Annotated in this window: 13 protein-coding genes; 10 read left to right on the top strand and 3 right to left on the bottom strand. The window is 66.0% G+C overall.

The window, feature by feature from the left end; genetic code table 11:
* Positions 1–65 precede the first annotated feature (65 nt).
* The 3 genes from H9L16_RS02825 to H9L16_RS02815 are packed head-to-tail and all read left to right on the top strand — an operon-like array spanning position 66 to position 2,609.
* Positions 66–371 carry an O-antigen ligase family protein gene (locus H9L16_RS02825; protein ID WP_187553091.1) on the top strand — a complete coding sequence of 102 codons (306 nt, stop codon included), beginning with the start codon at positions 66–68 and terminating at the stop codon, positions 369–371.
* Positions 368–2,206 carry a carbamoyltransferase family protein gene (locus tag H9L16_RS02820; protein ID WP_187553090.1) on the top strand — a complete coding sequence of 613 codons (1,839 nt, stop codon included), beginning with the start codon at positions 368–370 and terminating at the stop codon, positions 2,204–2,206. The genes H9L16_RS02825 and H9L16_RS02820 overlap by 4 nt, the downstream gene beginning before the upstream one ends.
* On the top strand, positions 2,199–2,609 hold the full coding sequence (locus H9L16_RS02815; protein WP_187553089.1) for an SxtJ family membrane protein: 411 nt from the start codon (positions 2,199–2,201) through the stop codon (positions 2,607–2,609). The genes H9L16_RS02820 and H9L16_RS02815 overlap by 8 nt, the downstream gene beginning before the upstream one ends.
* A 19-nt stretch (positions 2,610–2,628) precedes the next feature.
* Here H9L16_RS02815 and H9L16_RS16070 read toward each other — a convergent pair whose 3' ends face one another.
* Positions 2,629–2,973 carry a DUF5989 family protein gene (locus H9L16_RS16070; protein ID WP_187554243.1) on the bottom strand — a complete coding sequence of 115 codons (345 nt, stop codon included), beginning with the start codon at positions 2,971–2,973 and terminating at the stop codon, positions 2,629–2,631.
* A 52-nt stretch (positions 2,974–3,025) separates the two neighbouring features.
* A complete protein-coding gene (locus H9L16_RS16465) occupies positions 3,026–3,313 on the bottom strand; it encodes a hypothetical protein (RefSeq protein WP_425507217.1) in 288 nt (95 codons plus the stop codon).
* Positions 3,314–3,959: 646 nt separating this feature from the next.
* Between H9L16_RS16465 and H9L16_RS16460 the strand changes: the two genes are divergently transcribed.
* The 4 genes from H9L16_RS16460 (at position 3,960) to H9L16_RS02790 (ending at position 8,958) form a co-directional block, all read left to right on the top strand.
* The gene (locus tag H9L16_RS16460) at positions 3,960–5,027 is read left to right on the top strand and encodes a hypothetical protein (RefSeq protein WP_425507216.1); all 1,068 of its coding nucleotides are present in this window, start codon (positions 3,960–3,962) and stop codon (positions 5,025–5,027) included.
* Positions 5,028–5,225: 198 nt separating this feature from the next.
* Positions 5,226–7,010, top strand: coding sequence for a GDSL-type esterase/lipase family protein (locus H9L16_RS02800; protein WP_187553087.1), 1,785 nt, complete (start codon positions 5,226–5,228; stop codon positions 7,008–7,010).
* 13 nt (positions 7,011–7,023) lie between these two features.
* Complete coding sequence (locus H9L16_RS02795; RefSeq protein WP_187554242.1) at positions 7,024–7,179, top strand: hypothetical protein; 156 nt, start codon at positions 7,024–7,026, stop codon at positions 7,177–7,179.
* 327 nt (positions 7,180–7,506) lie between these two features.
* A complete protein-coding gene (locus H9L16_RS02790) occupies positions 7,507–8,958 on the top strand; it encodes a hypothetical protein (RefSeq protein ID WP_187553086.1) in 1,452 nt (483 codons plus the stop codon).
* Here the strand turns inward: H9L16_RS02790 and H9L16_RS02785 are convergent.
* A complete protein-coding gene (locus tag H9L16_RS02785; protein WP_229796578.1) occupies positions 8,955–10,094 on the bottom strand; it encodes a cytochrome-c peroxidase in 1,140 nt (379 codons plus the stop codon). The genes H9L16_RS02790 and H9L16_RS02785 overlap by 4 nt on opposite strands.
* A 219-nt stretch (positions 10,095–10,313) precedes the next feature.
* On the opposite strand from H9L16_RS02785, the gene H9L16_RS02780 reads away from it, so the two are divergent.
* Genes H9L16_RS02780 through H9L16_RS02770 form a run of 3 tightly spaced genes read left to right on the top strand, consistent with a single transcriptional unit; the run spans position 10,314 to position 14,937 of the window.
* Complete coding sequence (locus tag H9L16_RS02780; protein ID WP_187553084.1) at positions 10,314–12,647, top strand: tetratricopeptide repeat protein; 2,334 nt, start codon at positions 10,314–10,316, stop codon at positions 12,645–12,647.
* Positions 12,617–13,594: a hypothetical protein gene (locus H9L16_RS02775; protein WP_187553083.1), complete on the top strand. Its 978-nt coding sequence runs from the start codon at positions 12,617–12,619 to the stop codon at positions 13,592–13,594. Before H9L16_RS02780 ends, H9L16_RS02775 begins: the two co-directional genes overlap by 31 nt.
* A gap of 26 nt (positions 13,595–13,620) precedes the next feature.
* Entirely contained in the window at positions 13,621–14,937 is a 1,317-nt protein-coding gene (locus H9L16_RS02770) for a LicD family protein (RefSeq protein ID WP_187553082.1), read from the top strand.
* The last annotated feature ends 2 nt before the right edge of the window (positions 14,938–14,939 follow it).

Here is a 14,939-nt window from a genome sequence, read left to right as displayed (position 1 = left end):
CCTCTTGCCGGCGAACCACTTGGAGTCACGACATCACGGACGAGTCCACATCGGGCACCGATCGCTTGTCGATCAGTCAGCAGGGGCTTTCGGTCTGGGACCGGCATCCGTGGTTCGGCGTGGGCCCGCGCGCCTACGGCGAGTGTGTCTTCAGCCGCTCCGACGCCGAACTGCCCGGCACCAGCAAGGTCGACGCTTTCTGCGGCGTCATTGCAAGGAACGAGAACATCTGGATCGAGCGGCTAGCGGAGAACGGACTGCCGGCGCTGGCTCAAGCGGTGTTCGGCATCTATTCCTGCGCGTGCGGATTGCGCTCGCATGCGCGGCCGGTCACGCGCATCCGCAGCAGCGACGGAGACCTTCGCCCGTGACCCGCATCCTTGGGATCTCGGCATTCTATCACGACAGCGCGGCGGCGCTGATCGAGGATGGCCGCATCGTGGCAGCCGCGCAGGAGGAGCGCTTCAGCCGCAAGAAGCACGACGCGCGGTTCCCCCGCCAAGCCACCCGCTATTGCCTTGAAGCCGCGGGCATCGGCTTGGGCGATGTCGATCACGTGGTGTTCTACGACAAGCCGCTGCTGAAATTCGAGCGGCTGCTTGAAACCTACCTCGCGTACAGCCCGCGCGGCATCGCGTCGTTCCTGCAGGCGATGCCCGTCTGGCTCAAGGAAAAGCTCTACCTGAAACGGCTGTTGCGCAAGGAACTGGAACTGATGCCTGGTGGCGGATCCGCCAAGTTGCCGCCCCTGCTGTTTACCGAGCATCACCAGGCCCATGCAGCCGCGGCGTTCTACCCCAGCCCCTTCGAGGAGGCCGCCGTCATCTGCCTCGACGGCGTCGGCGAATGGGCCACCACCTCGGTGTGGACCGGCACGCGTGATGGCCTCAAACCAGCGTGGGAGCTGCGGTTCCCGCATTCACTGGGGCTTCTGTATTCCGCGTTCACCTATTACTGCGGCTTCAAGGTCAATTCGGGCGAGTACAAGCTGATGGGGCTCGCTCCCTATGGCGAGCCGCGCTACGCGGCGCTGATCCAGGAGCACCTGCTCGACCTGAAGGACGACGGCACGTTCCGGCTCGACATGAAGTACTTCGACTTCGCCACGGGCCTCACGATGACCAACGCGCACTTCGATGCGCTGCTGGGCGGGTCGCCGCGCCGCGCGGAGTCGCCGCTGGACCAGCGACACATGGACCTCGCGCGCTCGATCCAGCAGGTGACGGAGGAGGTCGTGCTGCGGATCGCCCGGACGGTGGCGCGGGAAACCGGCATGCGCGACCTCTGCATGGGGGGCGGGGTGGCCCTGAACTGCGTGGCCAACGGCCGCCTGCTGCGTGAAGGTCCGTTCGAGCGCATCTGGGTTCAACCCGCGGCCGGCGACGCGGGCAGCGCGCTTGGTGCGGCGTTGTGTGCATGGCACGACCATCTGCGCGCGCCGCGAACCGTGCAACCAGGCGATGCGATGCAGGGTTCCTGTCTCGGTCCCGCATATTCGGCAACGGAGATCAGGACGCGGTTGACGTCCGCCGGCGCGGTATTCACTGAAGTGGACGATGCCACGTTGTATGCGGACACCGCGCGTGCGCTCGGCACGGGTGAGGTGGTGGCGTGGTTCCAGGGACGCATGGAATTCGGGCCGCGCGCGCTCGGCAACCGTTCGATCCTGGGCGACCCGCGCAACCCCGGCATGCAACGGACGATGAACCTCAAGATCAAGTATCGGGAGTCGTTCCGGCCGTTCGCGCCAGCGGTGATGCGCGATCGCGTCAACGAGTACTTCGAGCTCGATACCGACAGCCCGTACATGCTGCTGGTCGCCCCCGTGCAACCGGCGTTGCGCCTGGCCGATGCCGCGCACGAAGCGAAGTTCGGCATCGACAAGCTGATGCAGCGTCGCTCCACGCTGCCCGCGATCACCCACGTCGACTACTCGGCGCGCGTGCAGACCGTCACGCGCGAGGACAATGCGCGGTTCCATGCGTTGCTCGATGCCTTTCATGAGGAAACCGGTTGCGCGGTGCTGATCAACACGTCGTTCAACGTGCGCGGCGAGCCGATCGTCTGCACGCCGGAGGATGCCTACCGCTGCTTCATGCGCACCGAGATTGACCAGCTGGTGGTAGGCAACTGCGTGATGCGGAAGGCCGCTCAGCCCCCCGTGGCGAAGGATGAGCGTTGGCAGCAGGAGTTCGAACTTGACTGAGCACACGCCGCAGCTCACCGATCGCGAGCTGCGCTGGTTCGGCGCGATCCTCGCCGTCGCCTTGGTCGTGGTGTTCTGCCTGCTGCTGCCCTTGCTCTACAGCCGGGAGATTCCGTGGTGGCCTGTCGGCATCGCCGCCCTGCTGGTGCTGCTCGCCGCGACGTGGCCACGGTCGCTCGCCCCCATGCATCGTGGCTGGATGCGGGTCGGCAATGTCTTGGGGTGGATCAACACGCGACTGCTGCTAGGAGCGGTGTTCTTCCTTCTAGTCGTGCCTCTGGGTGCGCTGATGCGGTTGCTGGGGCGGCACGGCATCGCCCGGGGACGTGATGCAAGTGCCGCGAGCTATCGCGTACCTGTCACCTCGAAGGACCCCGCCAAGGACCTGACGCGCCCGTTCTGACGGACGCGGCAGCCGCGTTTCAGAAAATGGTATAGATGAAGGGCGCCAGCACGGAGCCTTGGGCAAAGACCAGCAACGCGCCGAGCAGGATCAGCACGATGATGAGCGGCGCCAGCCAGAATTTCCTGCGGGTCCGCATGTACGCCCATAAGTCGGAGAGCAAGTCGAACATGACGTACGCCGTGGCGAGTAGCGAGACAGCCGACACGATACACGACGGGCCGACGACCAGCGCACGGCGCGAATCCGCTTGACCGTCGTGCACAACGCGATCCGCCTGAGTGCGATCAACGCGATCGTGCTGGCCGTGCTCGCCGAACCGGGGTCTCTCGGCTAATACATCTTCCTGCGTGGCACGCTGCATTACACGTGCCCAACCGTACCGATTCCTGCCCTTGCCACCCAGCCACCGCCGCTCACCGACTTTGTTTGGACCGGCGACTGACGACGAGCCGCCAATCCGTGAGCCATTCGACACAAAGAATCCGGCGCGGCCTCTGCGTCACCGCATTGCTCCAGGGCTTGCTGCTGCTGGCCATCGCGCAATGGGTGGAGACCGTCAACATCCCTTTGACTTCGTTTCGTTTCGGCGCAGCGGTCGTCGGGGCGGCCGGGCTGCTCGTCACCGGGCTGGCGATTGCTGCCTGGAAGATGCGGAACGATTTTGCGCTGGTCCTGAACAGCACGGTCCTGACGATGATCATCGCTTTCTCAGCTGGCTATCACCCGGTGCATGCCGGCGATCTGACGGTCGTGAACGGGCGCATGGTCTCGTGGCAATCGGAAACGGAATGGACAGAAATCAATGTCCGTGGTGATCCGCTTTTTGGATGGAGCAACAAGCCGAACACCGTTTCTCGTCAGAGCCACCAGGATTTCAAGGTCAGCTACGCGATCGATGGTGAAGGTTGGCGCCGTTTGCCCGCGCGTCCGGCCGGCAGCCCCGAAATATGGTTCCTCGGCTGCTCATTCACCTTCGGCGTTGGCGTCGATGATCAGCAGGCCTATCCCGCGCTACTTGCGCAAAAAGCCTGGCCGACGGCGCAAGTTCGCAATTTCTCCGTGTCCGGCTGGGGCACGACACAGGCATATCTGGTCCTGAAAAACCTGCTCACGGAGAAGACCAAGCCGCGCGCAATCCTGTACGGGTGGATCAATCACCACCGGCAGCGCAATTACCTGCGAGCCAGCTGGTTCTCCAAGTCGAAGGCACGCCAGATTCCACGGTTCGAGGTGGAAAGCGGCGAGCTGAGTTGGGTTGGCATGGTTCCCGGTTCGCAGGCGAAGATGCCCGAAGGACCCGAGCTGGATAAGAAAGAGGTCGCTGTGACCATTGCACTCGTGCGGGCCATGGCGGCGCTCACGCGCGAGCACGGCGTGCCTTTCATCATTGTGCTGCTGGATCCAACGGACCCTGAAATCAAAGCGGCCTTCACTGCGATTCCAGGCGTGAAGCTCATGGACGTGGGCGGCCTGAGCACGGCGTTTCACCCTAACGAAGGTCATCCGGCACCGCTCTGGCATCAGGTGGTCGCCCACGCGATTGCCGCCGACCCCCTGTTGTCGAACCTGACCGGCATGCCCGAGCTGCTCGCCCCCTCAGCCATCGCCGATCCGCCGATGCGCGAATGGCACTCATCGTGGGACCGGAGCCTGGGGGCCGGAAAGCTGTTCATCCGCTACCCGGCGCAACCAACCGACACCCTCAAGGTCGAGTTTGTCGGACCGCCCGCGCGAGAAGTCCGGAGTTCGGTGGTGCGTCATGGCGACATTCGCGCGACCAAGGGTCGCACCTATGCGTTCGAGATGGTGGCACGGGCATCGGGCCAGCGCCCACTGACATTCGCGCTTGATCGCGCAACGGCTCCTTTCGATAACCTCGGTCTTCGTGGAGACATCCAGCTGACCCCGGAGTGGCAAAGGGTGCGTCGTTACTTCGTGGCGACCGGCGACGACACTGCAGCGGCGCTGGCGCTGTCGGTTGGAGCAAGCACCGAGTCGATCGAATTCGCCACCGCGCCGTTACTGCGCGAGCTTGCCGGTGACGAGTTGGCTGCGGCCGCTGCGTCACTTGCTCAGCCGCAGTGGAAGCTCTCGGCCGAGCATCCTTCGCAGGCTTCGTTGGAGCATGTTTCTCCGGTACCGCAAACGCCATTTCTCGTGCGGGTGCAGGCCAGTGGCGAAGACATCTGGGAGATCCAGTTGCAACTGGATGGAATTGCCCTGGAGGCCGGACGTGAGTACACGTTTGCACTGCGCGCGCGGGCCGCCCGGGCCCGCCCCTGGAGTATGCGATCACGCTCGATCGGCCGAGCTGGGAGAATCTCGGTTTGTGGGGCAGGACGGAGTTGGGTCCCGGGTGGCAGGAGGTGCGACGAGACTTTATCGCCACCGCCGACGAGACCCATGCCCGAATGACCTTGGCGATCGGATCCAGTGAGGTGCCGGTCGAAATCGGGGAAGTCCGGTTGCTTGCGGGCGGCCGGGACCTGCTGCAAACCAAATAGCGAGGCGATACGGTTGGACAGTGTGGATACAGCAACACCCGACTCTCACGGGCCGGACGACCCCCCCCAGTCGGCCAGGCGCGAGGAGACATTGGCAGCGCGCCTGGCAATGCTGCTGCTGGCAGTGATGGCCACCCTGCAGGGAGCCATTTACCTGACCACCGGCGGCACGACGCAGCGGATCATCGGGATTGCCGTGCTGCTCGCCAGCGTGCTGCTCTTGCGGCTACCGATGAGCTTGCGCATGAAATTGCGGGCCATGGTCGTTTTGGCGATCGTGGGACTCGCCAATTTTGTCGTGCATATGACCCTCGAGCCCGAGCCGTATCCCGCGCGGATTCTGCAAATCGCTGTCATGTACGGCTACTCGTCGATGCTGTTGGCCGGCATCGGCGCATGGATCGCCCCACGGGTCGCCGTGGGCCTGCTCGTCTCCGCAATGGTCCTTGCGCTGGGCCTCACGCTCACCGAGGCCAGCATCTATCGCCTGACTGGCTACACCGAGGTCAAGCCAGGAATCGTGCGCTGGGAAGGGGGCACGGCACCGCATCCGATCCTGGAGGAGTACTACCCGCCCAATAGCACTGCCCGAACCATTTACGCGTCCAATCCTCGGGGCTACTTTCGCACGCAGGATAGCCGGCTCCAACAATGGCACATTGGCTTGAACCATCCTGGCAGCGGCGCTCGCCTGGTGTTGCCGGGGGTGCCCAAAGACGGCATCCGGATGGAAATCGAGCGTATCGAAGTCCCAACGCCCTGGCATGTGCAGGCGACCTTTGGAAGCTTTGCCGTGAATAAGGATGATCGCTACAAGATCAGATTCGAAGTGCGTGGCGCGGGTCCCCGTCCGTTCTCCTATGGAGTGAGCCAGGGTCACCCGCCCTGGGAGAATCTTGGCTGGTACCAGAAGACCGATATCGGTCCGGAATGGCGCGAGGTCGCCGGCGTTTTTCGTGCCACCAGCGACGAGGAGCGGGCGCGATTCACCTTTGACCTGGGCGACGACCTCCGGGCCGTGGACATACGCGGAGTGGCCGTCGAACACTTCGATACCTCCGAAAGTGTCATCGAGCCACCGACATTGGAGTACGCCGTGAGCTATCGCTTCAACGCACAGGGCTGTCGTGGCCCGGATGTGGGGAACGAGCGGCCGGCTGGTCGTCGACGGGTGCTGATGCTGGGTGACTCCTACACACTCGGGGTGGGCGTCCATGAGGAGGACACCTTCGCCGTGCAGTTGCAGTCGCTGCTGAACAGCCCAGCGGCAGCTCGCCGGGGCGAGAGCTTCGAGGTGGTCAATTGCGGGGTGAGCGGTTACGCGACCAAGCAAGAGCGTCAGTTGTTCGAGATTCTCGGGCCAGTGTTGCAGCCGGATATCGTCGTGCTGACCATGGTCCTCAACGATGATCGTTCCTGGCGAACCGATGTCGCCAATGGCAATGTCCCGAACAGCACCAAGTACGAACGTCTTTTCCGCATTTTCGGACGAGCCAAGGCCGCAGCAGGCAGCCACTCGACACTGCCGCTGGACTTTCGCGGGAGTCTTGCGGAAGTGCTGACCTTGAAGAAATTGGTCGAGGACGCGGGCGCGCGATTGGTGGTGATCTCCTTCCGCAATCAACCACTTTGGTACGGGGATTGGAAGAACTTGGCGGATACGATTTCGGGCGGGCTTGCGGGGACAGGCGTGCCGTTCCTGGATGTCGGCGATGCTCTGATCACCGACGAAAATTGGCGAGGTCTCCTGGTGCACGCGGACGGCGACTATCACCCCAATGAAATCGCGCACCGATCTGCAGCCGAGCAGATTGCGGAATTGCTGCGCAAGAACGCAATCGTGCCCGTGAGGTCGGCTCCCGCTGAGCTCGGTCGCGTCGGCGGGAAGCCCTGAAGCACCTCATCGTGTGTCGCAAGTACCGCTGACCGCGCTGCAGAACGCCGCGTCGATCGCTGGCCCTATGATCACCACCGAGGCGATGGTGGCCGAGGCCCCGAAGAAGGACGAGCCGGCGATGCCGGGCGGCGGTGGCATGGGCGGCATGAGCGGCATGGATTTCTGATCGAGCTCCAACCGTTTCACGCAATACACGAAGCCGGCCTTGTACCGGGCTTCGTGCGTCTGATGACCGTGTTTCTGTTCGTTCAGCGAGGCCGGTTAGCTGAATGCTGCGGCAGGTGCGCTCCGGCTACCCGAGGCCTATTCTCGCGCCATGAACAAGCCTCCCGTTCCCCCGGTCCCGCCCATGCCCGCACTCTTCTCGCGTCGTCAGACGCTCACGATGCTGGCTTCGTCCGTCGCGCTTGCAGCATGTGGTGGTGGCGGAGGCCGGTCGAATCCCACGCCGTCGCCGCCCCCTCCACCGCCACCCCCGCCGCCGCCGCCGCCGGTGACCGGCCCGGCCTGGTTCGGCTATGGGCGCAATGCGCAGCACACGGCAGCGAGCACGATCGCTTCGCAGGACCTGGTGCGCATCGCGTGGACGACCCCGGTGGACCTCGCACCGCAATACACGGCCTCCGGTGCACTGCTTACCCACTACGGCTCGCCGGTCGTCACCACCAATAACACCGTGATCATCCCGGTGAAGACGGGAGCGAGCGGTGGTTATCGTGTTGAAGGTCGCAACGGCGCGAGTGGCGCGCTGATCTGGTCGGCGAACACCGACTACGCGACGCCGCCGCGCAACTGGTTGCCGCCTTACAGCCCGCTGCTGACCGCGCAGGGCCGGCTCTACGTGCAAGGTGCCGGCGGCAAGCTGCTGGTGCGGACCGATGGGGATGCGGCCTCCGGCACGTTCGCGCCGCAGGTGTTCTATGGCGCTGCCAACTACAACGCCAATCCTGCTGCCTTCGACGCCAGCGTTTTCATCAACACCCCGCTGACCGCGGATGCGCAAGGCAATATTTTCTTCGGCTTCCAGGTGGCCGGAACGAATCCCGCCGGACTGGTGAGCGGCATCGCCCGGGTCACGCCGAGCGGCACCGGCACCTGGGTCGGCGTGGCCGCGGCCGCCGGCGATGCGTCGATCGTGAAGCCGGTGATGAATTGCGCGCCGGCGTTGTCGAACGATGGCGCCACCGTCTACATCGCGGTCAACCGCGGCGCGACCAGCGCGACCCAGAACGGCATGTTGCTTGCCCTCGACAGCACCACGCTGGCGACTCGGGCCAGCGTGGCCCTGCTCGATCCGTTCCTGGGCGGTCCGGCGCGCCTCAGCGACGACGGCACCGCGACACCGGTCGTCGGCCCGGATGGTCGAGTGTTCTATGGCGTGCTGGAACGGACGTTCGGCTCCCACAATGCGCGCGGCTGGCTGCTGCAGTTCGATGCCGCGCTCAATCCGGTGGGCGTACCGGGCAGCTTCGGTTGGGACGTGTCGCCGAGCGTGATCCCGGCATCGATGGTGCCTTCGTACACCGGCGACTCGACCTATCTGCTGGCGCAGAAATACAACAACTACGCCGGCGTCGGCACCGGTCTCGGGTTGAATCAGCTGGCCGTGCTCGATCCCGGCGCAAGCCAGGCCGATGCGATCACGCCGAGCGTGCAGGTGATGCGCGAGGTGCTGACCATCCTCGGGCCGACGCTGGACGCCGGTTCCACCACGGGTCGACGCGAGTGGTGCATCAACACCATGGTCACGGATCCGGAACGGAAGTCGATCCTCGCCAACAACGAAGACGGGATGCTGTATCGCTGGGACCTGACCACCAACACATTGGCGCAGGGCATCAGGCTCAATGCCGGCCTTGGCCAGGCCTACACGCCGACCTGGGTGGGTGCCGATGGCGGGGTCTACGCGATCAGCGATGCCAAGCTCTACGCGATCCGGGCCTAACGCCGGAACGGATCGCCGAAGCGGGGATCCGTGGTCAGCGCGGGGTCGTCCAGGGTCTTCAGGAAGGCGACCAGTGCCGCGCGATCAGCCGCATCCAGGTCCAGGCGTCGTGGCTCGCTCCCATGACGCAGGCGAGGATCCAGCGCCGGGCCGTCGCGGGCACCGGACGCATAGAAATCGACCACCTCCGCCAGGGTCGCGAAGCGGCCGTCGTGCATGTAAGGCCCGGTCAGGCCCACGCTGCGCAATGACGGTGCCTTGAACAGGCGCGTCTCGCCGGCATCCAGCCCGTTGCTGCGCGCGTCCGCCGCCAGGGCGAAGGTCGGCGGCCGGTGGCAGGCAGCGCAGCCGGCACCGCCTTGGTCGACATCGGCCATGAACAAGTGGCGGCCGCGATTCTCCTCCGGGGTGAAATCCGGCAAGTCGACGTCAAGCGCCCGGTTCGCTGCGGTGGGCGAGAACACCCGCGCGTAGCCGGCATCCCAGCGACTGTCGCGGGAGACCATCGCGCGCACGAATTGGGCGAGCGCCTGCTGGATGCGCGGCTCGCTGATCGTCGCGTTGCCGAATGCCCAGGCGAACAGGTCCGGGTAATAGGCGGTCGCCGCCATTTTCCGGGTCAGCGCGTCGATGCCGCCTGCCGGGCCGCCCCAGCCCATCTCGACCAGGGCATGGAGCGGCTGGCTCGCCTGCGCCTCGACATCGGCGGCGCGGCGGTCCCAGAACATCGTGCCCGGCTGCCAGTAGCGCAGGTTGCCAAGGCGCATCGCGTGGAAATCGGTGGTGCCGGCGGTGCTGATGCCGTTGCTGAAGCGCATCGGGTCGGTGAAGCCGAACCGCTGCTGGTGGCAGGACGCACACGAGGCGCGGTTGTTGGTGCTCAGCCGCAGATCGTGGAACAGCACCCGTCCGAGCGTCGCCACCCGGTCATCGACGGGGTTGGAGGCCGGGTTGTTGTCCAGCGCGGCCACCGTCTCGTCGAAGTACGCGGGAAGCGTAGGTGCCGCGTAGTTGGCGACATCCGCGAAATCGATGGTCGTGGCCGCCGCGACGCCCGCCGGTGTGGAAGGCGGCGCGCGTTCGCGGTTGCACGCCGCCAGCGCCAGCATCGCAGCGGTCAGCGTCAGCGCTCTCACGCTCTGCAAGTCGGTTCTCTCCCTTCGTCCCCGAATGATCCTAGCCCGGTTTGGCGGGGAACCAGGGCTTCCTTCCCGCCTCGCTGGCCCTGCGGTGCGCGGACGGATATGGTGTCCGCTGGCCAGTTCTGCGGGGAACAGCATGGTCGCCAGCGAGGGGCGGAATCGGAATCCGGGGGACGTGCCGGCTGGGTTGCGCCGGTGGGCGCGGGTCGTGCCATGAGCGCCTTCTTCGCGGAGATCAAACGCCGCAGCGTGATCCGGGTGGCGGGGCTCTACCTGGCCGGGGTCTGGCTGCTGGTGCAGGTCGCCGGCACCGTGTTGCCGATGCTGGATGCGCCCGCCTGGATCGCGCGCACCTTGCTGATCGTGCTGGCGATCGGGTTCGTGCCGGTACTGGTACTCACCTGGGCCTTCGAGTGGACCCCCGACGGGCTGGTGCGCGACGCCGACGCAACCCGCGACGGCAGCGTGCGCACCGGCAAGCGCCTGGATCGCTGGATCATGGTGCTGCTGGCATTGGCGCTGGGGTACTTCGCGGTGGACAAGTTCGTGTTGTCGCCGGCGCGCGAACAGGCGCGCATGCAGGTGGCGCGCGACGAGGGCCGCAGTGAAGCCATCGTCGCCGCATTCGGCGACCAGTCGATCGCCGTGCTGGCATTCCGCGACATGAGCCAGGCGCGCGACCAGGGGTATTTCTCCGAAGGAATCGCCGAGCAGATGTTGAACCTGCTCACCCGGGTGCAGGGGCTGCGGGTGACCTCGCGCGCGTCGGCATTCTCGTTCGCGGGCAAGGACGTGGACATCCCCACCATCGCGCGCAAGTTGAACGTCCGCTACGTGCTGGACGGGTCGGTGCGCAAGGCTGGCGATCACATCCGCATTTCCGCGCAACTCATCGATGGCCGCTCCGACACCCAACTGTGGTCGCAGACCTTCGATCGCCCGCTGCAGGACATCTTCACCATCCAGGACGAGATCGCCGCGACCGTGGTCGAACAACTCAAGATCGAGTTGCTGGGCGCGGTGCCGACGGTGCGCAAGACCAAGCCGGAAGCGCTGCGTCTGTACCTGGAGAGCCTTGCGGCCTACCGCCAGCACACGCCCGCTTCCTACGAACAGTCCAGGACGCTGGCCCGCCAGGCGCTGGATATCGATCCTGAGTACGTCGATGCCTGGAACATGCTTGCAGTGGTCTACAGCAGCCTGGCCGACAAGGGCCTGATACCGGGCGAGCAGGGCTATGCCATGGCGATCGAGACGGCGCGCAAGGCGCTGGCGATCGACCCGGACTCGGCCGACGCCCACGCGGAGCTGGCGCATGTCGCGCTCAGCGCCGAAGACGATCAGAAGGAGGCGGCGCGCTACCTGCAACAGGCATTGGCGCTGGAACCCCACAACGTTTACGCATTGGGTGGTGCCGCGACCCTGGCCAAGAGCCTGGGCAGGCTCGATGTCGCGGTGAGGCTCCAGCAGGAGGCGGTCGAACGCGACCCGCTCATGTCCAATGCGTTTTCGGAACTCTGCCTGGCGCTGTTCCAGTCCGGTCGGGTCGACGACAGCATCGTCCAGTGTCGCAAGGCGCTTGAGCTATCGCCCAACCGCATCGTGACCCATTACACGTTGGCCACTGCGTTGCTGGCCAAGGGCGATGCGCGCGAGGCGCTGGCCGAAGCGGACGCGGAGCCGTTCGAGCCGTTCCGGATGTTCGGCCGGGCGATGGCCTACCACTCGCTGGGCGACAAGGCGCGTTCCGACGCCGAACTCGCCGCGACGATCGCCAAGTACGAGAAGGATGCCGCCTATAACATCGCCTATGTCGAGGCCTGGCGCGGCAACGTGGACCAAGCCTTCGCCTGGCTCGACAAGGCGGTGGAGTATCGCGACTCGGGATTGCCGTTGATCGCGGCGGACCCGATGTTCGCCAACATCAAGCGCGATCCGCGCTGGCTGCCGTTCCTGCGCAAGCAGGGCAAGTCCCCCGAGCAACTGGCGGCGATCCGCTTCGAGGTGCCGCTGGCAACGACTGATGCGGGCAAGTCCCCGGCCACGCCAGCGGCGGGTGCAGCACGTCCGCCCGCCCCATGTCTCGATAGACGCGGGGCGCGGTCGGTGGGCAGGTCCCTGGGTATCGCTGCAACCACGTACCCTTGTGTTTCACCTTCGCGCAGTTGGGGTCGATCTTGCTTGAGCTTTGCATTGCCGCGTCACCGGAACCGTCAGGCCAGCAGGCCGCGGCGGCCGTCGCATTGCTGCAGCGGGGCGATGCCGCTGCGGCGCAACGCATCCATCGCCAGGCACTGGATGCCGGTCCGCGGCATGCGTCGAGCTGGTCCAACCTGGCGGCGCTCGCCGTTGGCCTGGGCGATGCCGCTGTGGCCCGGTCGCATGCCAAGCGGGCGTTGTCGCTGGATCCGCGTTCGGCCGATGCCTGGGTCAATTTCGGCGTGGCCAGCTGGCATGCGGGAGTGCGTCGCGAGGCCGCGCAGGCCACGCACCACGCGCTGCAGCTGTCACCGGGGATGGAAACGGCAGCCCTCAACCTGGCGTTGATGTTCCGCGCCGCGCAGGAGCCGCAGCGTGCACGTGCGGCGCTGGAAGACGCACTGGCGCGCAATGGCGGCTCGGTGCGCCTGCACCAGGTCAATGCCGGCTTGTGCCGGCTGGCCGGCGATGCGGAGGCGACACGTCGCCATGCGTCGGCCGCGTTGGCGATCCTGTTGCCGACGTTGCTGCCAGCGAAGCTACCGGAGGACGGTTCCGAGCCCGCGGCCGATGTCGCGCAGGCGCATTTGCTAGCGGCCATGACCGATGCCTGCGACCGTCTGCAACATGCCGGCATCGCGCATGTGCTGATCGGCGGCGTGGTGCTCGGCATCGCCCGCGAAGGCAACCCCTTCGTCGGCGACAAGGACATCGATATCGCGCTGGACGATGGCGTGGATCGCGATGCCGTCGCGGCGGCGTTCGCCGCCGGATTCACGCCGGTGCGGGTGCCTGCGGCGCACGCGCGCGACGCGCGGCGCTGGTGCATGGGCTACACCCATGAGGTGACCGGAATCGGTATCGACCTGTTCTTCATGCAGCGCGGCGACACCACGATCCGCCAGGGGCTGGGTTGGCCAGACCAGTTGTTGTACGACTATCCGTCGTTCGTCCCCGGCATGCTGGCATGGCGCGGACGCGACTGGCCGGTGCCGGCCCCCCTGGAGGCCTACCTGGCGAGCAACTACGGTGACGACTGGCGCAGCCCGTGGCGCGAGGTGGGTGACGGTCGCCGCTTCGACAAGCGCTGGTTCGATACCCAAGTATCGTGTCCGGGGCTGGTGGCCGAGTCGATACCGCGCGCAGTCAACCTGGTGCTGCTGCGGCTGATCGCGTCATTGCGCCAAGGCCAATGGGCGAAGGCGCTCGCGTTGTGCGACCAGGTCCTGGTGCGCGAGTTCATTGGCGAGGTAGAGGCCGTCCGCCGGCATCTGCTGGGGGCCGGGATTCAGTAACCTGTCGCATCTGCGCAGGAGGTGCCGTGGCGAAACTGCAACTGGAAGTCCGGGTTTCGAAATCCCCGGAACTGGCCGCGCATGGCGTGCTTCAGGCGATCCGCGCGGTTGGGGCGGGCGACAAGGCGGGTGCAATGCGCGGTTACCGGGAGGCGCTGGCAATGCGCTTCGTGCATCCCACCAGCTGGTCCAACCTGGCGGCATTGGCGATCGGGTTGCAGGATCATGCGGCTGCGCGCCAGCACGCGATGCGCGCCCTGCAACTGGATGCGCGCCATGTCGATGCGTGGGTGAACCTGGGCGTGGCCAGCTGGCATGCGGGGCAGCGGCGCGATGCCGCGCAGGCGATGGACCAGGCGCTGCAACATGCGCCAGGAGTGGAGGCGGCCGCACTCAACTATGCAGGGATGCTGCGCGTGGTGGAGCGGCTGCCACAGGCGCATGAGGTGTTGACCCGTGCGGTCCAGGCCAATCCCCGGCAGTGGCGATTGCACAGGGCCCTGGCCGAGAACGCCCGCTTGCTGGAACGCCACGACATCGCCCGCCGGCATGTACTGGCGACACTGAAGGCAATGCCGCTGCCGCGCGCCGCGATGCAGAGCCCTGCTGCAACCAAGCCCGGGCAGGAGGACGCAGGCGAAGCGGTGGCGGACACCTTGCTGGCGACCGCCGATGCCTTGCAGCGTGCCGGCTTGCCGTTCCACTTGATCGGCGGCACCTTGCTGGCCCTGTACCGCGACGGCGCGCTGTTCCCGCACGACAAGGACATCGATCTGGGGATGCCGCATGACGTGGATCGTGGTGCGGTGGAGGCGGCGCTGGCGGACGGATTCGTGCCGATGGTGCGTCCGGACAGCCAGCAGGCGGCCGACTCCCGCGAATGGGTGATGGGTTTCACCCATCAGGCCACCGGCATCGGTGTCGACCTCATGTTCGTGCAGGCGCGCGGCGATCGCATACGGTTCCAGCTTGGATGGCCCGATCACCTTGCGTGCGAAGTCCCGGCGTACGGGCTGGAGGCATTGACCTGGCGCGGTCGCGATTGGTCGGTGCCGTCGCCGCCCGAGCGCTATCTGTCCGCGCTCTACGGTCCCGACTGGAACGGCGAAGTGCATGGCCGCGGGTTCGACCGGCGCTACTTCGACACCCAGGTATCGAATCCCTCGCGCACGCCGGATTCGCTGCCGCGCGCGGTGACGTTGGCCCTGCTGCGGCTGGTCGAAGCCCTGCGCAACGGCAACCTGGAAAAGGCGGATGCGTTGGCGCTCCAGGTGCTGGCGCGCGAGGATCTGACCGAAGTACGTCGCCTGCGCGCACGCCTGGCTGCGGCGGGTTCGGCCTGACG

This window comes from Thermomonas carbonis (assembly GCF_014396975.1).
GTDB lineage: Bacteria > Pseudomonadota > Gammaproteobacteria > Xanthomonadales > Xanthomonadaceae > Thermomonas > Thermomonas carbonis.
This window is presented reverse-complemented; position numbering and strand designations above follow the sequence as displayed.

Coding starts and splice junctions, on each gene's coding strand:
- H9L16_RS16070 (WP_187554243.1), bottom strand. CDS start 2,973: ATGCAGCGTGCCACGCAGGAAGATGTATTAGCCGAGAGACCCCGGTTC.
- H9L16_RS16465 (WP_425507217.1), bottom strand. CDS start 3,313: ATGATCATCGTCAGGACCGTGCTGTTCAGGACCAGCGCAAAATCGTTC.
- H9L16_RS16460 (WP_425507216.1), top strand. CDS start 3,960: ATGGCGGCGCTCACGCGCGAGCACGGCGTGCCTTTCATCATTGTGCTG.
- H9L16_RS02800 (WP_187553087.1), top strand. CDS start 5,226: ATGCTGCTGCTGGCAGTGATGGCCACCCTGCAGGGAGCCATTTACCTG.
- H9L16_RS02780 (WP_187553084.1), top strand. CDS start 10,314: ATGAGCGCCTTCTTCGCGGAGATCAAACGCCGCAGCGTGATCCGGGTG.
- H9L16_RS02775 (WP_187553083.1), top strand. CDS start 12,617: ATGGAAACGGCAGCCCTCAACCTGGCGTTGATGTTCCGCGCCGCGCAG.